Here is a 19,925-nt window from a genome sequence, read left to right as displayed (position 1 = left end):
GCCGTGCCGGAACCATGGTGCCGCCGATGCAGTCTGTGATGTCTGGCGACACAGGGCGTTACACAGCGTCGACTGCCGAGTTGGCCTAAACTGGTGTAATGTGGGCAGCGTGGACAACAGACTCAGCAAGGCTCCCGCAATGGTGCTGGGGGCAAGAGGGTAGTGAATTGAACGATATGGCGAAGAACCTCATCCTGTGGCTGATCATTGCCGCCGTACTGGTCACGGTGATGAACAACTTCAGTAGTACCAAGGAACCGGATACGCTGAATTACTCCCAGTTCCTTGATCTGGTAGAGAACCGCCAGGTCGAGCGGGTGACGGTGGATGGCTATATCATCACCGGGCGCGAGCGCAGTGGCGAGTCTTTCAAGACCGTACGTCCGGCGATCCAGGATAACGGCCTGATTGGCGATCTGCTCGACAACGACGTCATCATCGAAGGCAAGCAGCCCGAGCAGCAGAGCATTTGGACCCAGTTGCTGATTGCCAGCTTCCCGATCCTGATCATTATCGCGATCTTCATGTTCTTCATGCGGCAAATGCAGGGCGGCGGCGGTGGCCGTGGTGGCCCGATGAGCTTCGGTAAGAGCAAGGCGCGCATGCTGACTGAGGACCAGGTCAAGACCACCTTTGCTGACGTTGCCGGCTGTGACGAGGCGAAGGAAGACGTGCAGGAGCTGGTCGAGTTCCTGCGTGACCCGGGCAAATTCCAGCGCCTGGGTGGTCATATTCCCCGTGGTGTACTGATGGTCGGTCAGCCGGGTACCGGTAAGACCCTGCTGGCCAAGGCGGTTGCCGGCGAAGCCAAGGTGCCGTTCTTTACCATCTCCGGTTCCGACTTTGTTGAAATGTTTGTGGGTGTCGGTGCATCCCGTGTGCGCGACATGTTCGAGCAGGCCAAGAAGCACGCGCCGTGCATCATCTTTATCGACGAGATCGATGCGGTCGGCCGCCATCGCGGCTCGGGAATGGGTGGTGGTCACGATGAGCGTGAGCAGACCCTGAACCAGTTGCTGGTTGAGATGGACGGCTTTGAGCCGAACGACGGCATCATCGTGATAGCGGCTACCAACCGTCCAGACGTGCTGGATCCGGCTCTGCTGCGTCCCGGTCGCTTCGATCGTCAGGTGGTCGTTGGGCTGCCGGATATTCGTGGTCGTGAGCAGATCCTCAAGGTACATATGCGCAAGGTGCCGCTGGGTGATGACGTCAAGCCGTCGCTGATCGCCCGTGGTACGCCTGGCTTCTCCGGTGCCGATCTGGCCAACCTGGTGAACGAGGCTTCTCTGTTTGCCGCGCGTGCTAACAAGCGTTTGGTGGAGATGGGTGAGTTCGAGATGGCCAAGGACAAGATCATGATGGGCGCCGAGCGCAAGTCCATGGTCATGTCCGAGAAGGAAAAGCTCAACACCGCTTACCATGAATCCGGTCACGCGATTGTTGGTCGCCTCGTGCCCGAGCATGACCCGGTCTACAAGGTCACCATTATTCCGCGCGGTCGTGCGCTGGGCGTGACTATGTTCCTGCCGGAAGAGGATCGCTACAGCCTGTCCAAGCGTGCGCTGACCAGTCAGATCTGTTCGCTGTTCGGTGGTCGTATCGCCGAGGAGATGACGCTGGGCTTTGATGGTGTGACTACCGGTGCGTCGAACGACATTATGCGGGCTACCCAGCTGGCCAAAAATATGGTGACCAAGTGGGGGCTGTCCGAGAAGCTCGGTCCGCTGCAATACGCCGAAGAGGAAGATTCGGGGTACCTGGGGCGCCCCGGTGGCAGCGGATTGTCTGGTGTGTCCGGAGAGACCGCCAAGCAGATTGACGAAGAGGTGCGTCGCATCATCGATGAGTGCTACGGCACGGCGCGCCGTCTGCTGGACGAGAACCGTGACAAGCTCGACATGATGGCCGAGGCGCTGATGAAGTACGAGACTATCGACACTCAGCAGATCGACGACATCATGGCCGGTCGCGTGCCGCGTGAACCGAAGGACTGGCAGGACGGCGGTAAGTCGGGCCCTGGCGCCATTGTCACCAGTGACGAGGGTGACGATAGCAAGTCGGATGAGTCGGCCAAGGGCGCCGGTCCGATTGGTGGTCCGGCCGGGGAGCATTGATTCGGCAATGAGCTCAAGCTCCAACTGCTCCCGGTTGCTATGCGGCAACCGGGAGCTTGACCTTTCTCGCGCCCAGATCATGGGTATTCTCAATGTAACCCCTGACTCCTTCTCTGATGGCGGGCGCTTCAATCAGCGCGACGCTGCGCTGCGGCACGTCGAGCAAATGGTCGCCGATGGCGCTGCCCTGATTGATGTCGGTGGTGAGTCCACCCGTCCGGGTGCGGTACCCGTACCAGTGGGGCGGGAGCTTGAGCGAGTCGTGCCAATGGTTGAGGCCATTGCATCACGGTTTGACGTGATTATTTCGGTGGATACCAGCTCTCCTGAGGTCATGAGTGACTCGGCCGCCGCCGGCGCCGGGCTAATCAATGATGTGCGCTCGCTTGAGCGCGATGGTGCGCTGGAAGCAGCGCGGGCTACCGGGTTACCGGTCTGTCTGATGCATCGTCAGGGTGAGCCGGACTCCATGCAGCTTGCGCCGCGTTATGCCAGTGTGCTGGATGAGGTAAATGCCTATCTGCAGGCGCGGGTAGAGGTCTGCGAGGGTGCCGGTATTGCCCGTGAGCGGTTGGTTCTGGACCCCGGGTTTGGCTTTGGCAAGTCGCTGGAGCACAACCTGCAGTTGTTTGCGCGCCTGGCTGACTTGCGCCCGCAGGGGTTGCCGGTGCTGGTCGGGGTATCGCGCAAGAGTATGATTGGTCAGGTACTGGATCGCCCTGTCGATCAGCGCCTGTACGGCAGCCTTGCTCTGGCTGCTCTGGCCGTCGACGCGGGCGCGGGTATTATTCGGGTGCACGACGTTGCCGCCACTCGGGATGTGGTGCGCATGGCTGAGGCGGTGCGAGTGGCGCGTCAGGCACAATATTCATAACGCGAGTTAATTCATGGAAAAACGTTATTTTGGGACCGATGGCATTCGTGGCCGTGTCGGTAGTGCTCCGATTACGCCGGAGTTCATGCTCAAGCTGGGCTGGGCTGTCGGGACTGCTTTTCGGCATCACGGTGCCTGCCGAGTCATTATTGGTAAGGATACGCGGATTTCCGGCTACATGTTCGAGTCGGCGCTGGAGGCGGGTTTGTCGGCTGCCGGCGCGCAGGTTCAACTGCTTGGCCCCATGCCCACGCCGGCGATTGCCTATCTGACGCGTACCTTTATGGCTGATGTGGGTATCGTCATCAGCGCTTCGCATAACCCCTTTTACGACAACGGCATCAAGTTTTTCTCGGGCGCCGGCAGCAAGCTGCCTGACAGTCTCGAGTTGGAAATCGAGCGGCTGGTTGATAGTCCAATGAGTGTGGTCGACTCGGCTGCCCTGGGTAAGGTCACTCGGGTGGAGGATGCTGCTGGACGGTATATCGAGTTTTGTAAAAGCAGTGTGCCTACCAGTACCAGCTTTAAGGGTATGAAGCTGGTGCTCGACTGCGCGCACGGCGCGACCTATAAAGTGGCGCCAAGTGTCTTTCGGGAGTTGGGGGCGGAGGTCGTGGTGATAGGTGCCAGTCCCGATGGGCTGAATATCAACGCGGGTCACGGCTCTACTGATATGGCGGCGCTGAGAGCGGCTGTCTTGCGCGAAGGTGCTGATCTGGGTATTGCCTTCGATGGCGACGGCGATCGCGTATTGATGGTGGACCATGCTGGCGAAGAGGTGGATGGTGACGAGTTGCTGTGCATCATTGCCCTCGATCTGCAGCGACGCGGCCTGCTCAATGGCGGCGTGGCGGGTACGTTGATGAGTAATCTTGGTTTGGAGTTGGCGCTCAAGCAGCAGGGCGTGCCCTTCGTGCGCGCCAAGGTGGGCGATCGCTACGTGATGGCCGAGCTGCGTGAGCGCGGCTGGCTGGTGGGAGGTGAGTCGTCGGGGCACATAGTGTGCCTGCACCACACTTCGACAGGAGACGGTATTATCGCTGCGCTGCAGGTGCTCAAGGCGTTGCAACGCAGTGAGCTGAGTCTCGCGCAGGCGCGCAGCTGTATGCAGAAGTGCCCCCAGAAATTGATCAATGTGCGTTATGCGCCTGGGCAGGCATCGCCTGCGCAGAACCCGGTCGTAAAGCAGGCGGTTGCTGAGGCGGAGTCCCGGCTGGCGGGTTCGGGGCGCGTGCTGTTGCGCCTGTCCGGCACCGAGCCGCTGGTGCGGGTCATGGTCGAGGGGCAGGATGCTGCCAAGGTTGAGCAGGAAGCGACCGCGTTGGCAGCTGTTGTAACCCAGGTGTGTGGCGGGTAAAAAAGTCGGTTGTGTCGCTGATGCAACTTGGTTAAGATTGGCGCCCGCTTGGGCAGAGAGGTATGGCATGCGACGTCCACTAGTCGCCGGTAACTGGAAAATGCACGGTTCACGGCAGTCTGTAGACGCCCTGCTGCAAGGTCTTGCTGCGCAAGAATGGCCTGAGGGAGTGGAGCTGATGGTTGCTCCTCCGGCGCTGTATGTTGATCGTTGTTGCGAGCAGCTGCAGGGCACGCCAATTCAGGTTGGTGGTCAGGTGTGTGCTGCTCAGGCTGAGCCGGGTGCCTTGACGGGTGAGATCTCGCCCGCCCAGCTGCGCGACGCAGGTTGCGCTTACGTTCTGGTTGGGCACTCCGAGCGTCGTTCGCTGTTTGGCGAGACTGATGGTGTTGTCTGCCGCAAGTTTGCTGCTGCGTTGGCCAGCGGGTTGCGCCCGGTGCTCTGTGTCGGTGAGACGCAAGCTGAGCGCGATGCTGGGCAGACAGCTGAAGTGGTAGGTCGGCAGTTGCAGGCGGTGCTGGATGTGTTTGGCGTGGGTGGTTTGGCTGAAGGTGTGGTGGCGTATGAGCCTGTTTGGGCGATTGGCACCGGCTTGACGGCAACCCCTGAGCAGGCCCAGGATGTGCACGCCATGATTCGCGCACGGCTCGCCATGCTTGATGATGAGCAGGCGCGCAAGGTGCAGATAGTTTACGGTGGCAGCGTAAAGGGTGAGAACGCCGAAGCGTTGTTTGCCATGCCGGATATCGATGGGGGGCTGATTGGTGGAGCCTCTCTCAATGCAGAAGAGTTCGGTGCGATCGCTCGCGCCGCTGGACGAGTGTAATGATTGAGACCGTGATTGTAGTACTGCACCTGCTGGTGGCTATTGCCCTGGTTGGTCTGGTTCTGATGCAGCAGGGCAAGGGTGCCGAAGCCGGTGCGTCCTTTGGTGCTGGTGCGTCCGGGACTGTGTTCGGCAGTCAGGGGTCTGGCAATTTTCTTAGTCGTGTTACAGCGATCCTGGCGACTGTGTTTTTCCTGACCTCCCTGGGTCTGGCTTATTATGCCAGCCACAAGGCGGATGCAGCGGTTGAGGCGGGTCTGCCGTCACCTGCGCTGCAGATCGAGCAGGCTGAGCCTGCCCCCATGTTGGATGAAGACGTTCCGGTGCTGGAGCAGGATGTGGTGCCGAGTGACGTGCCTGAGACGCTGGGTGAGGAAGTGCCGCCGGCAGCCGAGTAAAAATAGGCTGCGATGGTAAAAAGTTTTTGCGGAAGTGGTGGAATTGGTAGACACGCTATCTTGAGGGGGTAGTGCCTTAGGGTGTATGGGTTCGAGTCCCATCTTCCGCACCAATCAAAATAAGGGCCTGGTTTGACAGGCCCTGTTCTTTTCAGGGGTGGTTTACGCCGGTTGTCTTGCGAGGCTTCTGCGCGTATAATTCACGCCCTAGATTCGACGCGGGGTGGAGCAGTCTGGTAGCTCGTCGGGCTCATAACCCGAAGGTCGTAGGTTCAAATCCTGCCCCCGCAACCAGTCTCAAAAGGCCCCTTTTCAGGGGCTTTTTGTTAGCTATATGCCGGTTCGGCATTGGTCTCTGGGCTTCGCCTGTGCGAAGTGGCCAGACTCAACGATGGGCTTTAGGCCCATTTTTTATTCATGCAACAAACAGGCGGTGAATGTGTCCGGCAAAGTGACTGAGTTGGAGGCCCTGCTGGTCCCGGTGGTCGAGGCCTTGGGCTACAGCTGCTGGGGGATCGAATACCTGTCCCAGGGTAAGCACACCCTGTTGCGCGTCTATATAGATCACCCGGAAGGGGTGAGCGTTGAGGCTTGTGCCGCTGTCAGCCGACAGGCCAGTGCGGTACTGGATGTGGAAGACCCGATTTCAGGTGACTACACCCTGGAAGTCTCGTCTCCTGGTATGGATCGGCCGCTGTTTCGTCTGGAGCAGTACGCAGCCTATGTAGGAGAGCAGGCCAAGATCAGACTGCGCTCGCCCTATGAGGGGCGGCGCAATTTTCAGGGTGTAATTCGCGGCGTGGAAGGTGATGAAGTCGTTTTGCAGGTAGATGATCACGAGTACCTGCTGCCCGTCGACTGGATCGACAAGGGCAATATCATTCCGCGTTTTTGAGCAAATTTCGGGCTGCACGGCCCAATGGATGGCGTTAGGCGAGGCATACGATGAGCAAAGAAGTGTTGCTGGTTGTGGAATCCGTTTCCAACGAGAAGGGTGTTCCACCCGGAGTTATCTTCGAAGCGCTGGAGCTGGCGTTGGCGACGGCGACCAAAAAGCGTTACGAAGACGAAGTAGACGTGCGTGTGTCGATCAACCGCCACACCGGCGACTACGATACCTTCCGCCGATGGACCGTTGTGGCTGATGAAGACTTTGATGATCCGGACATTCAGTTGACACTGGATCAGGCACAGGAGCGCGATGCCGCCCTGACCATTGGTGACGTCACCGAAGAAAAGATCGAATCGGTCGAGTTTGGCCGTATTGCCGCCCAGATCGCCAAGCAGGTGATCGTGCAAAAGGTACGTGAAGCCGAGCGTGCGCAGGTGGTCGATGCCTACCGCGATCGTTTGGGCGACATTATCAGCGGTACGGTCAAGAAGGTTACCCGCGACAGCGTGATCGTCGATCTGGGTAATAACGCCGAAGCGGTTCTGCCTCGTGAAGAAATGATTCCGCGTGAAACCTTCCGCTCCGGCACCCGTATTCGCGCCCTGCTGAAGGATATCCGCACCGAGAACCGTGGCCCGCAGCTGGTGCTGTCGCGTGCCTGTCCGGAAATGATCATCGAGCTGTTCCGCATCGAAGTGCCGGAAATTGCTGAAGAGCTGATCGAAGTCATGGGCGCTGCCCGTGATCCGGGCTCGCGCGCCAAGATCGCCGTTCGCTCCAAGGACAAGCGCATCGATCCGCAAGGTGCCTGTATCGGCATGCGCGGTTCTCGTGTGCAGGCGGTCTCCGGTGAGCTGTGTGGCGAGCGCGTAGACATCGTGCTCTGGGACGACAACCTGGCGCAATTTGTGATCAACGCCATGGCGCCGGCGGAAATCGCCTCCATCATTCTGGATGAAGACACCCAGACCATTGATCTGGCGGTGGCTGAAGACAATCTGGCTCAGGCCATCGGCCGCAGCGGCCAGAACGTCCGTCTGGCCAGTCAGCTGACCGGCTGGACGCTGAATGTGATGACCGAGGATGATATCCGAGCCAAGCAGGAAGCCGAGACCGGTGACATCCTGCGCAACTTTGTCGACGAGCTGGATGTGGACGAAGAAGTCGCACAGATGCTGGTTGAAGAAGGTTTCACCACCTTGGAAGAGGTGGCCTATGTACCGATGGAAGAGCTGCTGGAGATCGATGGTTTTGACGAGGATATCGTCAATGAGCTGCGTGCTCGTGCCAAGGATCGCCTGCTGACCAAAGCCATCGCCAACGAGGAAAAACTGGAAGATGCTCAGCCGGCTGACGACCTGCTGAACATGGATGGTATGGACCGTGCGCTGGCGTTTCAGCTCGCTGCCAACGGCATCCTGACAATGGAAGATCTGGCCGAGCAGTCTGTTGATGACCTGCTCGACATCGACGGTATCGATGAAGAGCGTGCTGCGGCTCTGATCATGGCAGCCCGCGCCCCCTGGTTTGAATAACCGGTCGGACTCGACGAGATTCCCCCTGCGGTGACGCACGGACCCGACTGAGGAGAGAAGTGAATGGCGGAAGTGACGGTCAAACAATTGGCTGATGAAGTAGGTACTCCGGTAGAGCGCCTGCTGCAACAGATGCAGGAAGCGGGTCTGTCGCAGACTGGCCCTGCGCAGGCAGTCAGTGATGATGAAAAGCAGGCGCTGCTGGCGTATCTGAAAAACGCCCATGGTGATTCCGGCTCAGAGCCGCGCAAGATTACCCTCAAGCGCAAAACAGTCAGCACCTTGAAAGTCGCTGGCAGCAAGACGGTAAACGTGGAAGTGCGCAAGAAGCGCACCTACGTCAAGCGTGAGCCGGCCGATTTGGAAGCCGAGCGTCAGCGCGAGCTCGAGCAGCTGCGCGCAGCAGAAGAAGCTCGCCAGCAAGCAGCTGAAGCAGAAGCCAAGCGCAAGGCTGAGGAAGCGGCGCAACGCGAGGCGGATGCCGCCAATGCTGAAGCCAAGCGTCAGGCTGATGCTGCCGCCGTCGCGGCGGCCAAAGAGGCAGAAGCGGCTGTCGCTGAGGCTGCTGCCCCGGCGTCGGCCCCGGTTCCGCCTGCTGAGCCGACTCCGGCTGAGCATCACAAAAAGAAAGAAGAAGCCCGTCGCAAGTCTCGCGACGAGGAAGAGCAGCGCAGCCGCAAGCGCGCTGGCGGCCATGGTGGCAAAGACAAGGCCCGGAACGCTCCGCGTCTTTCGGTCGATGACGATGGCGACAGCCGTCGCCGCGGCGGTGGTGGCAAGCTGAAAGCCAAAAAGCGCAATCAGCATGGCTTCGAGAAGCCCTCCGGCCCGGTGGTTCGTGAAGTGGTGATCGGTGAAACCATCACCGTTGCCGAGCTGGCGCAGAAGATGTCAGTCAAGGCCGCCGAGGTCATCAAGTACATGTTCAAGAACGGCACCATGGTGACGATCAACCAGGTACTGGATCAGGACACGGCAGCCATCGTTGCCGAAGACATGGGCCACAAGGTCAAGCAGGTTCGCGAGAGCGATCTGGAAGACAAGCTGGTTGAGTCCATGCACCATGAAGGTGAAGAGCTGAGCCGTGCGCCGGTGGTGACTGTCATGGGCCACGTTGACCACGGTAAGACCTCTTTGCTCGACTACATTCGTCGTGCCAAAGTGGCCTCCGGTGAGGCGGGTGGTATTACCCAGCACATCGGTGCCTACCACGTGGAAACCGATCGCGGCATGGTGACCTTCCTGGATACCCCCGGTCACGCGGCCTTTACCGCCATGCGTGCCCGCGGTGCCAAGGCAACCGATATCGTGATTCTGGTGGTTGCCGCCGATGACGGTGTGATGCCGCAGACCGAAGAGGCGATTCAACACGCCAAGGCGGCCGGTGTACCTATCGTTGTCGCGATCAACAAGATCGACAAGGAAGACGCCGATCCGGATCGCATCAAGAACGATCTGGCAGCCCGTGATGTGATTCCGGAAGAGTGGGGTGGCGACACCATGTTCGTACCCGTCTCGGCCAAGGCCGGGACGGGTATCGAAGAGCTGCTCGAAGCGGTCCTGCTGCAGGCTGAAGTTCTGGAGCTGAAAGCTCAGCCCTCTGCGCCTGGTCGTGGTGTAGTCGTTGAATCCCGTCTCGACAAGGGTCGTGGCCCGGTGGCGACCGTGCTGGTGCAGAACGGTACCCTGCGTCAGGGCGACGTGGTGCTGGCTGGTGTCAACTACGGCCGTGTTCGTGCCATGCTTGACGAGAACGGCCAGCCGATCAAGGAAGCCGGCCCCTCCATTCCGGTCGAGATCCTGGGTCTGGATGGCACGCCGGATGCCGGTGACGAGCTGAACGTCGTGACCGACGAGAAGAAGGCCCGTGAAGTGGCGCTGTTCCGCCAAGGCAAGTTCCGCGAGATCAAGCTGGCGCGTCAGCAGTCTGCCAAGCTGGAAAACATGTTCGAGAACATGGGCCAGGACGAGAAGAAGACCCTCAATATCGTTATCAAGGCCGACGTGCGTGGCTCCCTGGAAGCACTGCAGGGCTCGCTGTCCGAGCTGGGCAACGACGAAGTACAGGTCAAGATCGTCTCCGGCGGCGTGGGCGGTATCACCGAGACCGACGCCAACCTGGCACTGGCTTCCAACGCGGTAGTCTTCGGCTTCAACGTCCGTGCGGACGCAGCGGCGCGCAAGATCATCGAGACTGAAGGTCTGGATCTGCGTTACTACAGTGTCATCTACGAGATCATTGATGACGTGAAGAAGGCTCTGTCCGGTATGCTCGGCAGCGATGTTCGCGAGCAGATTCTGGGTGTCGCCGAAGTGCGTGATGTGTTCCGTTCGCCGAAGTTTGGTGCGGTGGCTGGCTGTATGGTCATCGAGGGCACCGTGCATCGTAACCGTCCGATCCGTGTACTGCGCGAAGACGTGGTTATCTACGAAGGCGAGCTGGAATCCCTGCGTCGCTTCAAGGATGACGTCGGCGAAGTGCGCAACGGTATGGAGTGTGGTATCGGCGTCAAGAACTACAACGACGTGCGTACCGGCGACCGTATCGAGGTGTTCGAGCGTGTTCAGGTACAGCGCAGTCTGTAATTCGATAGCGGTGGCCCTGCCGGGCGCCGCCTGATATTCGCGACAAACTCCGGGCTGCCTGGCAGCCCGGAGTTTGTCGCTTGAGATGGTTACTATGGCAAAAGAATACAGTCGTACCCAGCGGGTAGCTGATCAGATGCAGCGCGAACTGGCGCAGCTGATTCAGCGTGAGGTCCGCGATCCGCGCTTGGGTATGGTCACCGTGACGGCCGTTGAGGTCAGTCGCGACATGTCCCACGCGAAGGTGTTTATCACTCTGATGAACCGGGACAGTGCCGAAGATATCGCGCTCAACCTTGATATCTTGAAAGACGCTTCCGGTTATCTGCGCATGCTGCTGGGCCGTACCATGAAGTTGCGGACGATTCCGAGCCTGCATTTCCAGTACGACGAGAGCATCCGTCGCGGTGTGCACCTGTCGTCACTGATTGAGCGTGCGGTAGCGGAAGATCGCCAGCATGGCGACGGCGACAAGGAGTAGCGGGTGGCCGGAGCGAAGAGCAAGCGCCGTGCGATTGACGGCATCCTGATTTTCGACAAGCCCCTGGGCATGAGCTCCAACGCGGCCCTGCAAAAGGTCCGCTGGCTGTTCAATGCTGCCAAAGGCGGGCACACCGGTAGTCTTGATCCCTTGGCGACCGGCGTGCTGCCGCTGTGTCTGGGCGAGGCGACCAAGTTTTCGCAGTACCTGCTCGATGCCGACAAGGCGTATGTCACCGAAGCGCGGCTAGGCATGACCACCGCCACCGGTGATGCTGAGGGTGATGTGCTAGAGATGAAGCCGGTCGACGTTGCGCTTGCGGACGTTGAGGCGCTGTTGCCGCGCTTCCGCGGCGAGATTGACCAGGTGCCCCCGATGTATTCGGCGCTCAAGCACGAAGGTCAGCCACTCTACAAGCTGGCACGCGCCGGCGAAACCATTGAGCGCAAGGCGCGCACGGTGACCATCAGTGAGCTCAACATTCTGGGCCTTGAAGGCGACCGTCTGCAGTTGGAAGTACATTGCAGCAAGGGTACCTATATACGCAGTCTGGTTGAGGATATCGGCGCGGCGCTTGGCTGTGGTGCGCATGTGGCTGCGTTGCGCCGCATCAAGGCAGGCCCCTTCGATCTGAGTCAGTCAGTTACGCTGGAAGCGCTCGAGGCGTTGCACGCCGAGGGCGGTGCCGAAGCATTGGATCACCTGCTGCTGCCGATGGACAGCGGTCTGGAAGACTGGCCGGTACTGGATTTGACCGAGCAGACTGCCTACTACCTGAATCACGGCCAGGCCGTGCGGGTGCCGGGTAGCCCGGCCTTTGGCAAGGTGCGTTTGCGCGATGCCAGCGGCCGTTTTCTCGGCATCGGCGAGATGACCGACGACGCGCGCGTTGCGCCCAAGCGGCTGCTGCGCTTCGATCCCTGATGGTTCGTCGCCTGCGGCGCGGGCGGCAATGCAGAATTGGGCTGAATCCTCGACCATTCGGGAGTATGATTCGGCGTTGGAGTTGACCCGATAGCGGGTCACCACGAGGGTGGCTGTCAACAGGCATGGTCATACCTCGATTTAAAACACGGGAGAACTGCTCCCGGCCTGTTACCTCAGAGGAAATACGAGATGTCACTGAGTGTTGAAGAAAAAGCTGCAATCGTTGCCGAGTACAAGCGCGGCGAAGGTGATACCGGTTCTCCGGAAGTCCAGGTAGCTCTGTTGACTGCAAACATCAACAAGCTGCAAGGCCACTTCAAGGACAACAAGAAGGATCACCACTCCCGCCGTGGTCTGATTCGCATGGTTAACCAGCGCCGCAAGCTGCTGGACTACCTGAAATCGAAAGACCTGTCTCGTTACAGCGCTTTGATCAGCAGTCTGGGTCTGCGTCGCTAAGACCAGCCCCGTTTGGACATGGCCGGGTCCGATTCCCGGCCATGCCCAGAGTTTCCCCCAAAGGCAAAGAAGAGAGAGAAGACACCGTGAAACCGGTAATCAAGCAATTCAAGTTAGGCAACAGCACCGTCACCATGGAAACAGGCCGCATTGCTCGCCAGGCTTCCGGTGCCGTTCTGGTCAGTATCGATAACGCTGTCAGCGTCCTGGTCACCGTGGTGGCCGCCAAGCAGCCCGAAGCTGGCCGCGATTTCTTCCCTCTGTCCGTGCACTACATCGAGAAGACCTACGCCGCTGGCCGTATCCCCGGTGGTTTCTTCAAGCGTGAAGGCCGTCCCTCCGAGAAAGAAACCCTGACCTCCCGCCTGATCGATCGTCCGATCCGCCCGCTGTTCGCCGAAGGCTTCATGAACGAAGTGCAGGTTGTCTGCACCGTAGTGTCTACCGACAAGACAACTGACCCTGATATCGCTGCGCTGATCGGTACCTCCGCCGCGCTGGCGATCTCCGGCGTGCCGTTCGGCGGCCCGATCGGCGCTGCCCGCGTTGCGTTTGACGATCAGCGCGGCTACGTGCTGAATCCGAACTACGAAGAGCTGGCAACCTCGCGTCTGGACATGGTTGTTGCCGGTACCGAAGAAGCGGTACTGATGGTTGAGTCCGAAGCGCAAGAGCTGACAGAAGACCAGATGCTGGGCGCAGTCCTGTTTGCCCACATGGAATTCCAGGGCGCCATCGCCGCGATCAAGGAATTCGCCGCCGAAGCTGGCAAGCCGGCTTGGGACTGGCAGGCACCTGCTGAAAACACTGCGCTGATCAACGCCATCAAGGGCGAGTTTGGTGCCGGTATCGCCGACGCTTACACCATCGTCAACAAGCAGGAGCGCTACACCCGTCTGGGTGAGCTGCGTGATCAGGCTGTGGCAGCCTTGTCCGGTGAGGAAGAAGGCAAGTTCTCTGCCGGTGAAGTCAAAGACGTATTCGGCGAAATCGAATACCGCACCGTGCGCGAGAGCATCGTTAATGGCAATCCGCGTATCGACGGTCGTGACACCAAGACTGTCCGTCCGTTGAACATCGAAGTTGGCGTGCTGGACCGCACTCACGGCTCCGCGCTGTTCACCCGTGGCGAGACTCAGGCGCTGGTTGTGACCACTCTGGGTACTGCCCGTGACTCTCAGCTGCTGGACATGCTGGAAGGCGAGCGCAAAGAGCCCTTCATGTTCCACTACAACTTCCCTCCCTACTCGGTAGGTGAGTGCGGTCGTATGGGCGGTACTGGCCGTCGCGAGATCGGTCACGGGCGTCTGGCCCGCCGTGGTGTCCAGGCTGTCATGCCTGACATGGAGCAGTTCCCGTACTCCATCCGCGTGGTGTCCGAGATCACTGAATCCAACGGCTCCAGCTCGATGGCTTCGGTCTGTGGTGCCTCTCTGGCGCTGATGGACGCCGGTGTGCCGATGAAGGCGCCGGTTGCCGGTATCGCCATGGGTCTGGTGAAAGAGGGCGATAAATTCGCCGTTCTGACCGACATCCTGGGTGACGAAGATCACCTGGGCGACATGGACTTCAAGGTTGCCGGTACCGAGAAAGGTGTTACTGCGCTGCAGATGGACATCAAGATCAACGGTATCACCGAAGAGATCATGGAAATCGCGCTGGGCCAAGCGCACGAAGCGCGTCTGCACATCCTCAAGCAGATGAATGACGTGCTGCCCGAGTCGCGCAAGGAAATTTCTTCCAATGCGCCGACCATGCTGAGCATGAAGATCGATCCGGAGAAAATCCGCGATGTGATCGGCAAGGGCGGTGCGACCATCCGTGGCATCTGCGACGAGACTGGCGCCTCCATCGACATCACCGACGACGGCATGGTCAAGATCTTCGCTGCCAGCAAAGACGCCGCCAACGCCGCCAAGGCGCGTGTTGACGCCATCACTGCTGAAGCCGAGATCGGCAAGGTCTACACCGGTAAGGTCGAGCGCATTGTCGACTTCGGTGCCTTCGTCAACATTCTGCCGGGCAAGGACGGTCTGGTGCACATCTCGCAAATCGCCAATGAGCGTATCGAGAAGGTGACCGACGTGCTGCAGGAAGGTCAGGAAGTGAAGGTGCTGGTGCTGGACGTGGACAACCGCGGCCGTATCAAGCTGTCCATGAAGGATGTGGAAGCGGCCGAGACCAGCGGCGTCTGATCGCCCCTGATCGCTCGTTGCAGTAAAAAAACCCGGCGCACGCCGGGTTTTTTATGCTCGGTTTTCGTGAAAGGTAGCTCAGTCCGGAAATACCTGCTTCCAGTCCTGCTTCATGTTAACCACGGTCCAGCCATGCTCTGCCGCAGCGTCCAGCGCCTGGTCCAGGCGACCTATGCTGGAGTCCCGGTCATAAGCCCATTCGCGTTCGGCGTCGGTGTGGTGCACGATCAGGGCAAAGCGTGCGCCATCGCCGGCGGTCGTCCATTGCAGCATTTGCAGATCCCCGTCGGAGTTGCCGAACGCCGCGATCGGGCGCCGGCCGATATGTTGGCTGATACCGATGGGCTTGCCTTCCTTGTCGTCGTTGAACTCCATGGTGCCTTCGTGCACAACCCGCACAACACCGTCCTGCACGGCCAGCTGTTTGGCTGTGCGGCTGCCGACCACACGCTCTGGCGGAATGCCGTACACCGATTCGGTCCAGGGACGCATGAAGTCGACGCCGCCACCGGACACGATAAAGCTCTTGAAGTCGTTGTCCTGCAGGTAGTCGAGTAACTCCAGCATCGGCTGGTACACCATGCGGGTGAAGGGTTTGTCGGTGGTGGGGTGGCGAGCTGTCTGCATCCAGTCCCGCACGACTTGGTCGAAGGAGTCAGTATCCAGTCCTGCCTGGCTGGCACGGATCAGTTGTACCGGGGCGTCGTGGCTTGAGCTGAACGCGCCAGCCAGATCTCCCTTGAGTACCGAGGCAAAGGGCTCCTGGCTTTCCCAAGCAGGGTTCTCGCCAGCCTGGGCGCGTACCCGGTCACCGACAAACAGCAGTTGGGTGTAAATCGGTTGCTCTGCCCAGAGTGTGCCGTCGTTGTCGAAGACGGCGATGCGGTCGCTGGGGGCTACATGCTCTGGCGAGGCTGGATCAGTGACCCGTTGAACGAAGGAAATAATGGCTTGGCGGCTGGCGCCGTCCTGCCAGGAAGAGAGTGGCGTGCTGGTGTCAGCTTGGCAGGTCAGGCTGATCAGCAGTGTGAATAGCAGGGCAAGTCCTTTCACGCTCGGATACTCCTATGCACGTTGGGCGTGCCCGCTTGTGCGGGCGTGTCCTTAGGAGTGTAGACGCCGTTTTAAGCGGTGTCCGGTTGCCCCGGGCAGTCGAGGTCAGCTCTGCGGGTCGTCTTCACGCCGGCCGTCGGCGCGAGCCTGCGCTTCAATTAGCCCCTGAAGGTAGTCGCCGGTGCTTTGGCTGGTGGAGCGATCGCTGGTGCTCAGGCGATGGCGGTCGTCATCTGCCTGTACGGCGGGGCTGGAGGCGAGAAACGACGCAATGATCAGGGCTGAAAGATTTTTCATGGCTGTATCTCCTGGTGGTGGTCGGCCCGGCTTGCGGTTTATAGTGAAACATCCTGAAACTGTTTCCGGTTGGGCGAACAGACTGGTCGCATGTTTTCCGGAGGCAGTCGGTATTAGGCCGTTGTGTTCACTATATGGGGGTGACAAACTGTCGCAGTAGCGCCTTTTTTGATGATGCAGTATTTCTTTTTTGGAAACAGATGAGAGGGCTGCGACGCGATGCGGCGGAGAGACGGGGCGGGAGTCGCTTGCCCTGCCTTGCGGGTGCAAGCAGGGCGAAGCTCAGACGGGTTCGGTTTATTGCCTGTGGGGTGTACTGAGGTCTTGTTGCAGCTTGCCATGCTGCTGTTCCAGCATGTCGCTGAAGCGCTTGCTCCCATCTTCGGCCTGGGCCAGTGGTGCGGTCAGCGCGCTCAGTGCGATCAGTAACGGGAGCAGGTATTTCATGAAGGTATCTCCGAGGTGGGTGGCGGTTGTCTGCCTGAAATCACTGTTTCCTTATTGGGCTATGGTTTGCAGGGGTTTCTGTCCGCCTGGTTGATCTGTATTTATATTAGTCCCCGTTTCATAAGGCTTGTAGCCATAATGTTGGTTATTAATTGTTTCTTTTTGGAAACTATTGGCGGATGCGATGCAGGATTTGAATGACCTTTTGTGTTTTGCCCGCGTGGTGCGTTACGGCGGGTTTGCGGCGGCTGAGCGCGCCACTGGTGAGCGCAAGTCGAAGCTGAGCAAGCGCGTCGCGCGGCTCGAGAGTGACTTCGGTGCGCGATTGATTGAACGTTCGACGCGCAGTTTTCGGGTGACCGACATCGGCCGCGAGCTATACCGCGAATGCGAAGTCATTCTGCAGCGGCTGGAGGCGTCGGAGGCGCTGGCGATGACCGCGCGAGATGAGGTGCGTGGTACGGTGCGGGTGGCCATGTCCGCCGGGATGCTGGAGTACCTGGGCCGCACGACGCTGGTGGACTTTATGGCGCGCTACCCGGAGGTTCGGCTGCAGCTGCGGCTGTCGAGCCAGCGGGTAGACCTGATCAATGAGCGCATTGACGTGGCCTTTCGGGTCGCGACCCGGTTTGATACCGATCAGTCGCTGGCGATGCGCTCGCTTGGCGTCGGTGCTCGTATTCTGGCTGCCAGCCCGGCGTTGCTGCAGCGCCTGGGGGGCGCGCCTGAGATGCTGGATGATCTGGCGCGATTTCCTACGCTGTCGGTAGGCGAGATGCTGGAGCGTGACCGCTGGGAGTTTGCCAATGATCACGGCGAGACCTGTGACCACCACCATGTGCCGCATTTCAGTAGCGGCGATCTGCAGTTGATTTGTGAGGCGGCAGTGGCCGGACGAGGCGTGGTGCTGTTGCCTGAGCATATCTGCGAGGCAGAAATACGTGCTGGTCGGCTGGTGCATATCCTGCCGCAATGGCATGCGCTGGAGGGGCAGATTCACATGGTATTCACCACCCCCCGAGGCATGCTGCCGCCGGTGCGAGCCTTCATTGATCACTGCGTCGAAACCCTGGCGCAACGCGGTGGACGCGGGAGTTGGACATGACCCAATGGTTGCATGAGATCACCCTGGAGAGCGAGCTCGCGGAGCTAAGGCCCTTGCGCCGTGAGGACGCTGAGGCGCTGGTGGCTGCGGCCAGCGATGGCCGGCTGTGGGAGTTGTGGTTTACCCAGGTGCCGGATGCGCAGGGTGTCGCAGAGTACATCGACTACGCCCTGAGCGAACAAGCCGCCGGCCGCGCGCTACCCTTTGTGGTTGTTGAGCGCGAGAGCGGTGAGGTCGTTGGAACCACGCGGCTGTGTAACGCCGATAGCGCCCACCGTCGGCTGGAGATTGGCTACACCTGGTACGCCGAGCGCTGTCAGCGCTCGGCGCTCAATACCCAATGCAAGCTGGCCCTGCTGCAGCATGCTTTTGATCAGTTGGAGTGCATCGCTGTCGAGCTTCGTACCCATTGGCACAATCATCGCTCGCGTGCGGCGATCGCCCGCCTCGGTGCCAAGCAGGATGGGGTACTACGCAATCACCGCATCGAAGCCGACGGCGCGCGGCGCGACACCGTGGTGTTTTCCATTCTCGATAGCGAATGGCCGTCGGTGCGCAAGGCGCTGCTACACCGCTTGGCGCGTCATGCTGCGGGCTGATCGGCCTGTTCGGCGTCGGCGCGCTTGGCCAGCTTGTGCTGATCCTCGCTGACCCCGTTTTTCCAGTAGCTGGAAATATAGAGGTCGCCGCGCGCTACGTTGCGTTCTTCACGCAGAAACTGCCGCAGCGCGCGCATGCTGCCGAATTCGCAGGCAGCCCAGACCTGAACCCGTCCTTCTGACCAGTCCAGTTGGCGAATGCGCTCGACCAGCGGGTGGTCGTCACTGCCGGGGTGCGGATTCACCAGCCAGATCAGTTCGATACCGGCGGGTAGCCGCAGTGGTTGGATATCGGCCTCGTCGAGTATTTCCAGCACGGCCACTCCGCGGGCCTCTTGCGGCAGGTTCTCCAGGTTGACGCTGATGGCGGGCAACGCGGTCATGTCACCGGCGATGAGATACCAGTCTGGCCCCTCGTGCAGCGCCTTGCGTGGGCCCGGGCCGCCGACCTGTACGCTGTCGCCAGGCTGGCAATCGCTGGCCCAGCGCGATGCAGGGCCGCCATCATCATGCAGGACAAAATCCACATCGATCTCGTGCTCGCGTTGCGCGCGCACCGTGTAGGTGCGCATCAACTGCGGTTGCTCGGCGGTGGCCGGGAAAATCAGTTTGATATAGGCCCCGGCCTGGTCATCCGGGAAGGCGTGCATGCCGTCGCCGCCGAGGGTCACGCGCAACATGTTGCGACTGACCGGCTGTTTGCCGATGACGTGCAGGGTGCGTGGTGTAGGTCTGGCCATGGTTCAGTCTCCAATCAGTTGTCTGGTGGCAGGTCGCCTTCCAGGTTCTGGGTCATATGCCAGGCAATGCGGATAAAGTGCTCGACCTCTTCTTGGGTCAGGTCACGGGTCATACGTGTCAGCGTCTGCTGCTCAAGCCCCTGAACGCGCTGCATCATCGCCTCGCCTGCGGACGTCGGATGCAGTATCTGGCTGCGTTTGTCGGCCGGGTTACACGCCTTGAGAATCAGACCGCTGTCGAGCAGGTCGTTCAGCACGCGGGTGATCTGCGCCTTGTCGCGGCGCATGCGCTGGGCAATGCGCTGGGCGGTGCAGCCTTCCATGTAGCAGACGGCCTTGAGTGCGCGAACATGGGTGCCGGGTAGAGGCAAGTCGGCTTGGCGAATGGTTTGCGCCATGTGGCCGCGGTAGGCGTGAGCGACTTGCTGCAGGGCATGGCTGAGGGAAGGGCGCTGCATTGGTGAGGGCTCTAATAAGTTGACAGTGTCAACCATAAGTTGTTTTGGTTGACACTGTCAATCAGTTTGCCCGCAGGCGCAGGCGCAGGCGCAGGCGCAGGTCAGGTAGGGGAATAGCTGCCCACTTCTGGCTCGAAGGCAACGCCGAAGCGGTTCCAGGCATTGATGGCGCAGATGGCCAGGGTCAGGTCGCTGAGTTCGCGATCATTGAATTGGGCATGCACCTGCTCGAACAGGGCCTCTGTCACCGTGCCAGGTTCCAGCCGGGTCAGCGCCTCGGTCCAGCACAAAGCGGCGCGCTCGCGCGGATCAAAGAACGGGGTTTCGCGCCAGGCGCTGAGGGCGTAGAGGCGTTGCTCTGTTTCGCCGAGCGCGCGTGCGTCCTTGGTGTGCATGTCCAGGCAATAGGCGCACTGATTGAGTTGGGAGGCGCGGATCTTGACCAGTTCAAGCAAGCGTTTGGGCAATTTGTCGTCGCCCGTGGCTTCCTTGTTCAGGTAGCCTTCCAGGCCGATCATGGCGCGGGCTACGCCTGGTGCAGCGGTGAAGTAGTCGACTCGCATTGTGTCTCTCCAGCGG

The 19,925-nt window shown here is 60.1% G+C and carries 20 protein-coding genes and 2 tRNA genes; 16 read left to right on the top strand and 6 right to left on the bottom strand.

The window, feature by feature from the left end:
• Positions 1-176 precede the first annotated feature (176 nt).
• The 14 genes from ftsH to pnp all read left to right on the top strand — a co-directional run bounded on the left by ftsH (position 177) and on the right by pnp (position 14,647).
• The gene (gene ftsH / locus ASB58_RS16755) at positions 177-2,117 is read left to right on the top strand and encodes an ATP-dependent zinc metalloprotease FtsH (protein WP_118131723.1); all 1,941 of its coding nucleotides are present in this window, start codon (positions 177-179) and stop codon (positions 2,115-2,117) included.
• A 7-nt stretch (positions 2,118-2,124) separates the two neighbouring features.
• Positions 2,125-2,991 (top strand): dihydropteroate synthase, encoded by an 867-nt coding sequence (gene folP / locus ASB58_RS16750; RefSeq protein ID WP_118131710.1) that lies wholly within the window; start codon positions 2,125-2,127, stop codon positions 2,989-2,991.
• Between the two features lie 13 nt (positions 2,992-3,004).
• Positions 3,005-4,348 carry a phosphoglucosamine mutase gene (gene glmM, locus ASB58_RS16745; RefSeq protein WP_118131709.1) on the top strand — a complete coding sequence of 448 codons (1,344 nt, stop codon included), beginning with the start codon at positions 3,005-3,007 and terminating at the stop codon, positions 4,346-4,348.
• A gap of 67 nt (positions 4,349-4,415) precedes the next feature.
• Positions 4,416-5,174: a triose-phosphate isomerase gene (tpiA, locus tag ASB58_RS16740; RefSeq protein ID WP_118131708.1), complete on the top strand. Its 759-nt coding sequence runs from the start codon at positions 4,416-4,418 to the stop codon at positions 5,172-5,174.
• Complete coding sequence (secG, locus tag ASB58_RS16735) at positions 5,174-5,572, top strand: preprotein translocase subunit SecG (RefSeq protein ID WP_118131707.1); 399 nt, start codon at positions 5,174-5,176, stop codon at positions 5,570-5,572. Before tpiA ends, secG begins: the two co-directional genes overlap by 1 nt.
• A gap of 28 nt (positions 5,573-5,600) precedes the next feature.
• Positions 5,601-5,685 (top strand) — tRNA-Leu (locus ASB58_RS16730).
• Between the two features lie 104 nt (positions 5,686-5,789).
• A tRNA-Met gene (locus ASB58_RS16725) sits at positions 5,790-5,866 on the top strand.
• A 145-nt stretch (positions 5,867-6,011) separates the two neighbouring features.
• Complete coding sequence (gene rimP / locus ASB58_RS16720) at positions 6,012-6,467, top strand: ribosome maturation factor RimP (protein ID WP_083726858.1); 456 nt, start codon at positions 6,012-6,014, stop codon at positions 6,465-6,467.
• 50 nt (positions 6,468-6,517) lie between these two features.
• Entirely contained in the window at positions 6,518-7,999 is a 1,482-nt protein-coding gene (nusA, locus tag ASB58_RS16715; protein WP_118131706.1) for a transcription termination factor NusA, read from the top strand.
• 63 nt (positions 8,000-8,062) lie between these two features.
• Positions 8,063-10,585 (top strand): translation initiation factor IF-2, encoded by a 2,523-nt coding sequence (gene infB / locus ASB58_RS16710; RefSeq protein WP_118131705.1) that lies wholly within the window; start codon positions 8,063-8,065, stop codon positions 10,583-10,585.
• A gap of 94 nt (positions 10,586-10,679) precedes the next feature.
• Positions 10,680-11,066 (top strand): 30S ribosome-binding factor RbfA, encoded by a 387-nt coding sequence (gene rbfA / locus ASB58_RS16705; RefSeq protein ID WP_096006105.1) that lies wholly within the window; start codon positions 10,680-10,682, stop codon positions 11,064-11,066.
• 3 nt (positions 11,067-11,069) lie between these two features.
• Positions 11,070-11,990, top strand: coding sequence for a tRNA pseudouridine(55) synthase TruB (gene truB / locus ASB58_RS16700; protein WP_096006104.1), 921 nt, complete (start codon positions 11,070-11,072; stop codon positions 11,988-11,990).
• 192 nt (positions 11,991-12,182) lie between these two features.
• Positions 12,183-12,452 carry a 30S ribosomal protein S15 gene (gene rpsO / locus ASB58_RS16695; RefSeq protein ID WP_083726848.1) on the top strand — a complete coding sequence of 90 codons (270 nt, stop codon included), beginning with the start codon at positions 12,183-12,185 and terminating at the stop codon, positions 12,450-12,452.
• Between the two features lie 86 nt (positions 12,453-12,538).
• Positions 12,539-14,647, top strand: a complete 2,109-nt coding sequence (gene pnp / locus ASB58_RS16690; RefSeq protein ID WP_096006103.1) for a polyribonucleotide nucleotidyltransferase — start codon at positions 12,539-12,541, stop codon at positions 14,645-14,647.
• Positions 14,648-14,725: 78 nt separating this feature from the next.
• Here pnp and ASB58_RS16685 read toward each other — a convergent pair whose 3' ends face one another.
• The 3 genes from ASB58_RS16685 to ASB58_RS20085 all read right to left on the bottom strand — a co-directional run bounded on the left by ASB58_RS16685 (position 14,726) and on the right by ASB58_RS20085 (position 16,444).
• Positions 14,726-15,700 (bottom strand): HAD family hydrolase, encoded by a 975-nt coding sequence (locus ASB58_RS16685; RefSeq protein WP_118131704.1) that lies wholly within the window; start codon positions 15,698-15,700, stop codon positions 14,726-14,728.
• A gap of 105 nt (positions 15,701-15,805) precedes the next feature.
• Positions 15,806-15,997, bottom strand: a complete 192-nt coding sequence (locus ASB58_RS16680) for a hypothetical protein (RefSeq protein ID WP_118131703.1) — start codon at positions 15,995-15,997, stop codon at positions 15,806-15,808.
• A gap of 297 nt (positions 15,998-16,294) precedes the next feature.
• Positions 16,295-16,444, bottom strand: coding sequence for a hypothetical protein (locus ASB58_RS20085; RefSeq protein WP_165771323.1), 150 nt, complete (start codon positions 16,442-16,444; stop codon positions 16,295-16,297).
• 184 nt (positions 16,445-16,628) lie between these two features.
• Between ASB58_RS20085 and ASB58_RS16675 the strand changes: the two genes are divergently transcribed.
• Both ASB58_RS16675 and ASB58_RS16670 read left to right on the top strand, forming a co-directional pair.
• Positions 16,629-17,549 (top strand): LysR family transcriptional regulator, encoded by a 921-nt coding sequence (locus tag ASB58_RS16675; RefSeq protein WP_118131702.1) that lies wholly within the window; start codon positions 16,629-16,631, stop codon positions 17,547-17,549.
• A complete protein-coding gene (locus ASB58_RS16670) occupies positions 17,546-18,148 on the top strand; it encodes a GNAT family N-acetyltransferase (protein WP_118131701.1) in 603 nt (200 codons plus the stop codon). Before ASB58_RS16675 ends, ASB58_RS16670 begins: the two co-directional genes overlap by 4 nt.
• Here ASB58_RS16670 and ASB58_RS16665 read toward each other — a convergent pair.
• The 3 genes from ASB58_RS16665 to ASB58_RS16655 form a co-directional block, all read right to left on the bottom strand.
• Positions 18,133-18,888 carry a siderophore-interacting protein gene (locus tag ASB58_RS16665; RefSeq protein WP_118131700.1) on the bottom strand — a complete coding sequence of 252 codons (756 nt, stop codon included), beginning with the start codon at positions 18,886-18,888 and terminating at the stop codon, positions 18,133-18,135. The genes ASB58_RS16670 and ASB58_RS16665 overlap by 16 nt on opposite strands.
• A gap of 14 nt (positions 18,889-18,902) precedes the next feature.
• On the bottom strand, positions 18,903-19,346 hold the full coding sequence (locus ASB58_RS16660; RefSeq protein WP_181977962.1) for a MarR family winged helix-turn-helix transcriptional regulator: 444 nt from the start codon (positions 19,344-19,346) through the stop codon (positions 18,903-18,905).
• A 101-nt stretch (positions 19,347-19,447) separates the two neighbouring features.
• Entirely contained in the window at positions 19,448-19,909 is a 462-nt protein-coding gene (locus tag ASB58_RS16655; protein ID WP_118131698.1) for a carboxymuconolactone decarboxylase family protein, read from the bottom strand.
• Between the last annotated feature and the right edge of the window lie 16 nt (positions 19,910-19,925).

It is taken from the genome of Pseudomonas abyssi, assembly GCF_003444685.1.
In the GTDB taxonomy this organism is placed as follows: Bacteria; Pseudomonadota; Gammaproteobacteria; order Pseudomonadales; family Pseudomonadaceae; genus Halopseudomonas; species Halopseudomonas abyssi.
This window is presented reverse-complemented; position numbering and strand designations above follow the sequence as displayed.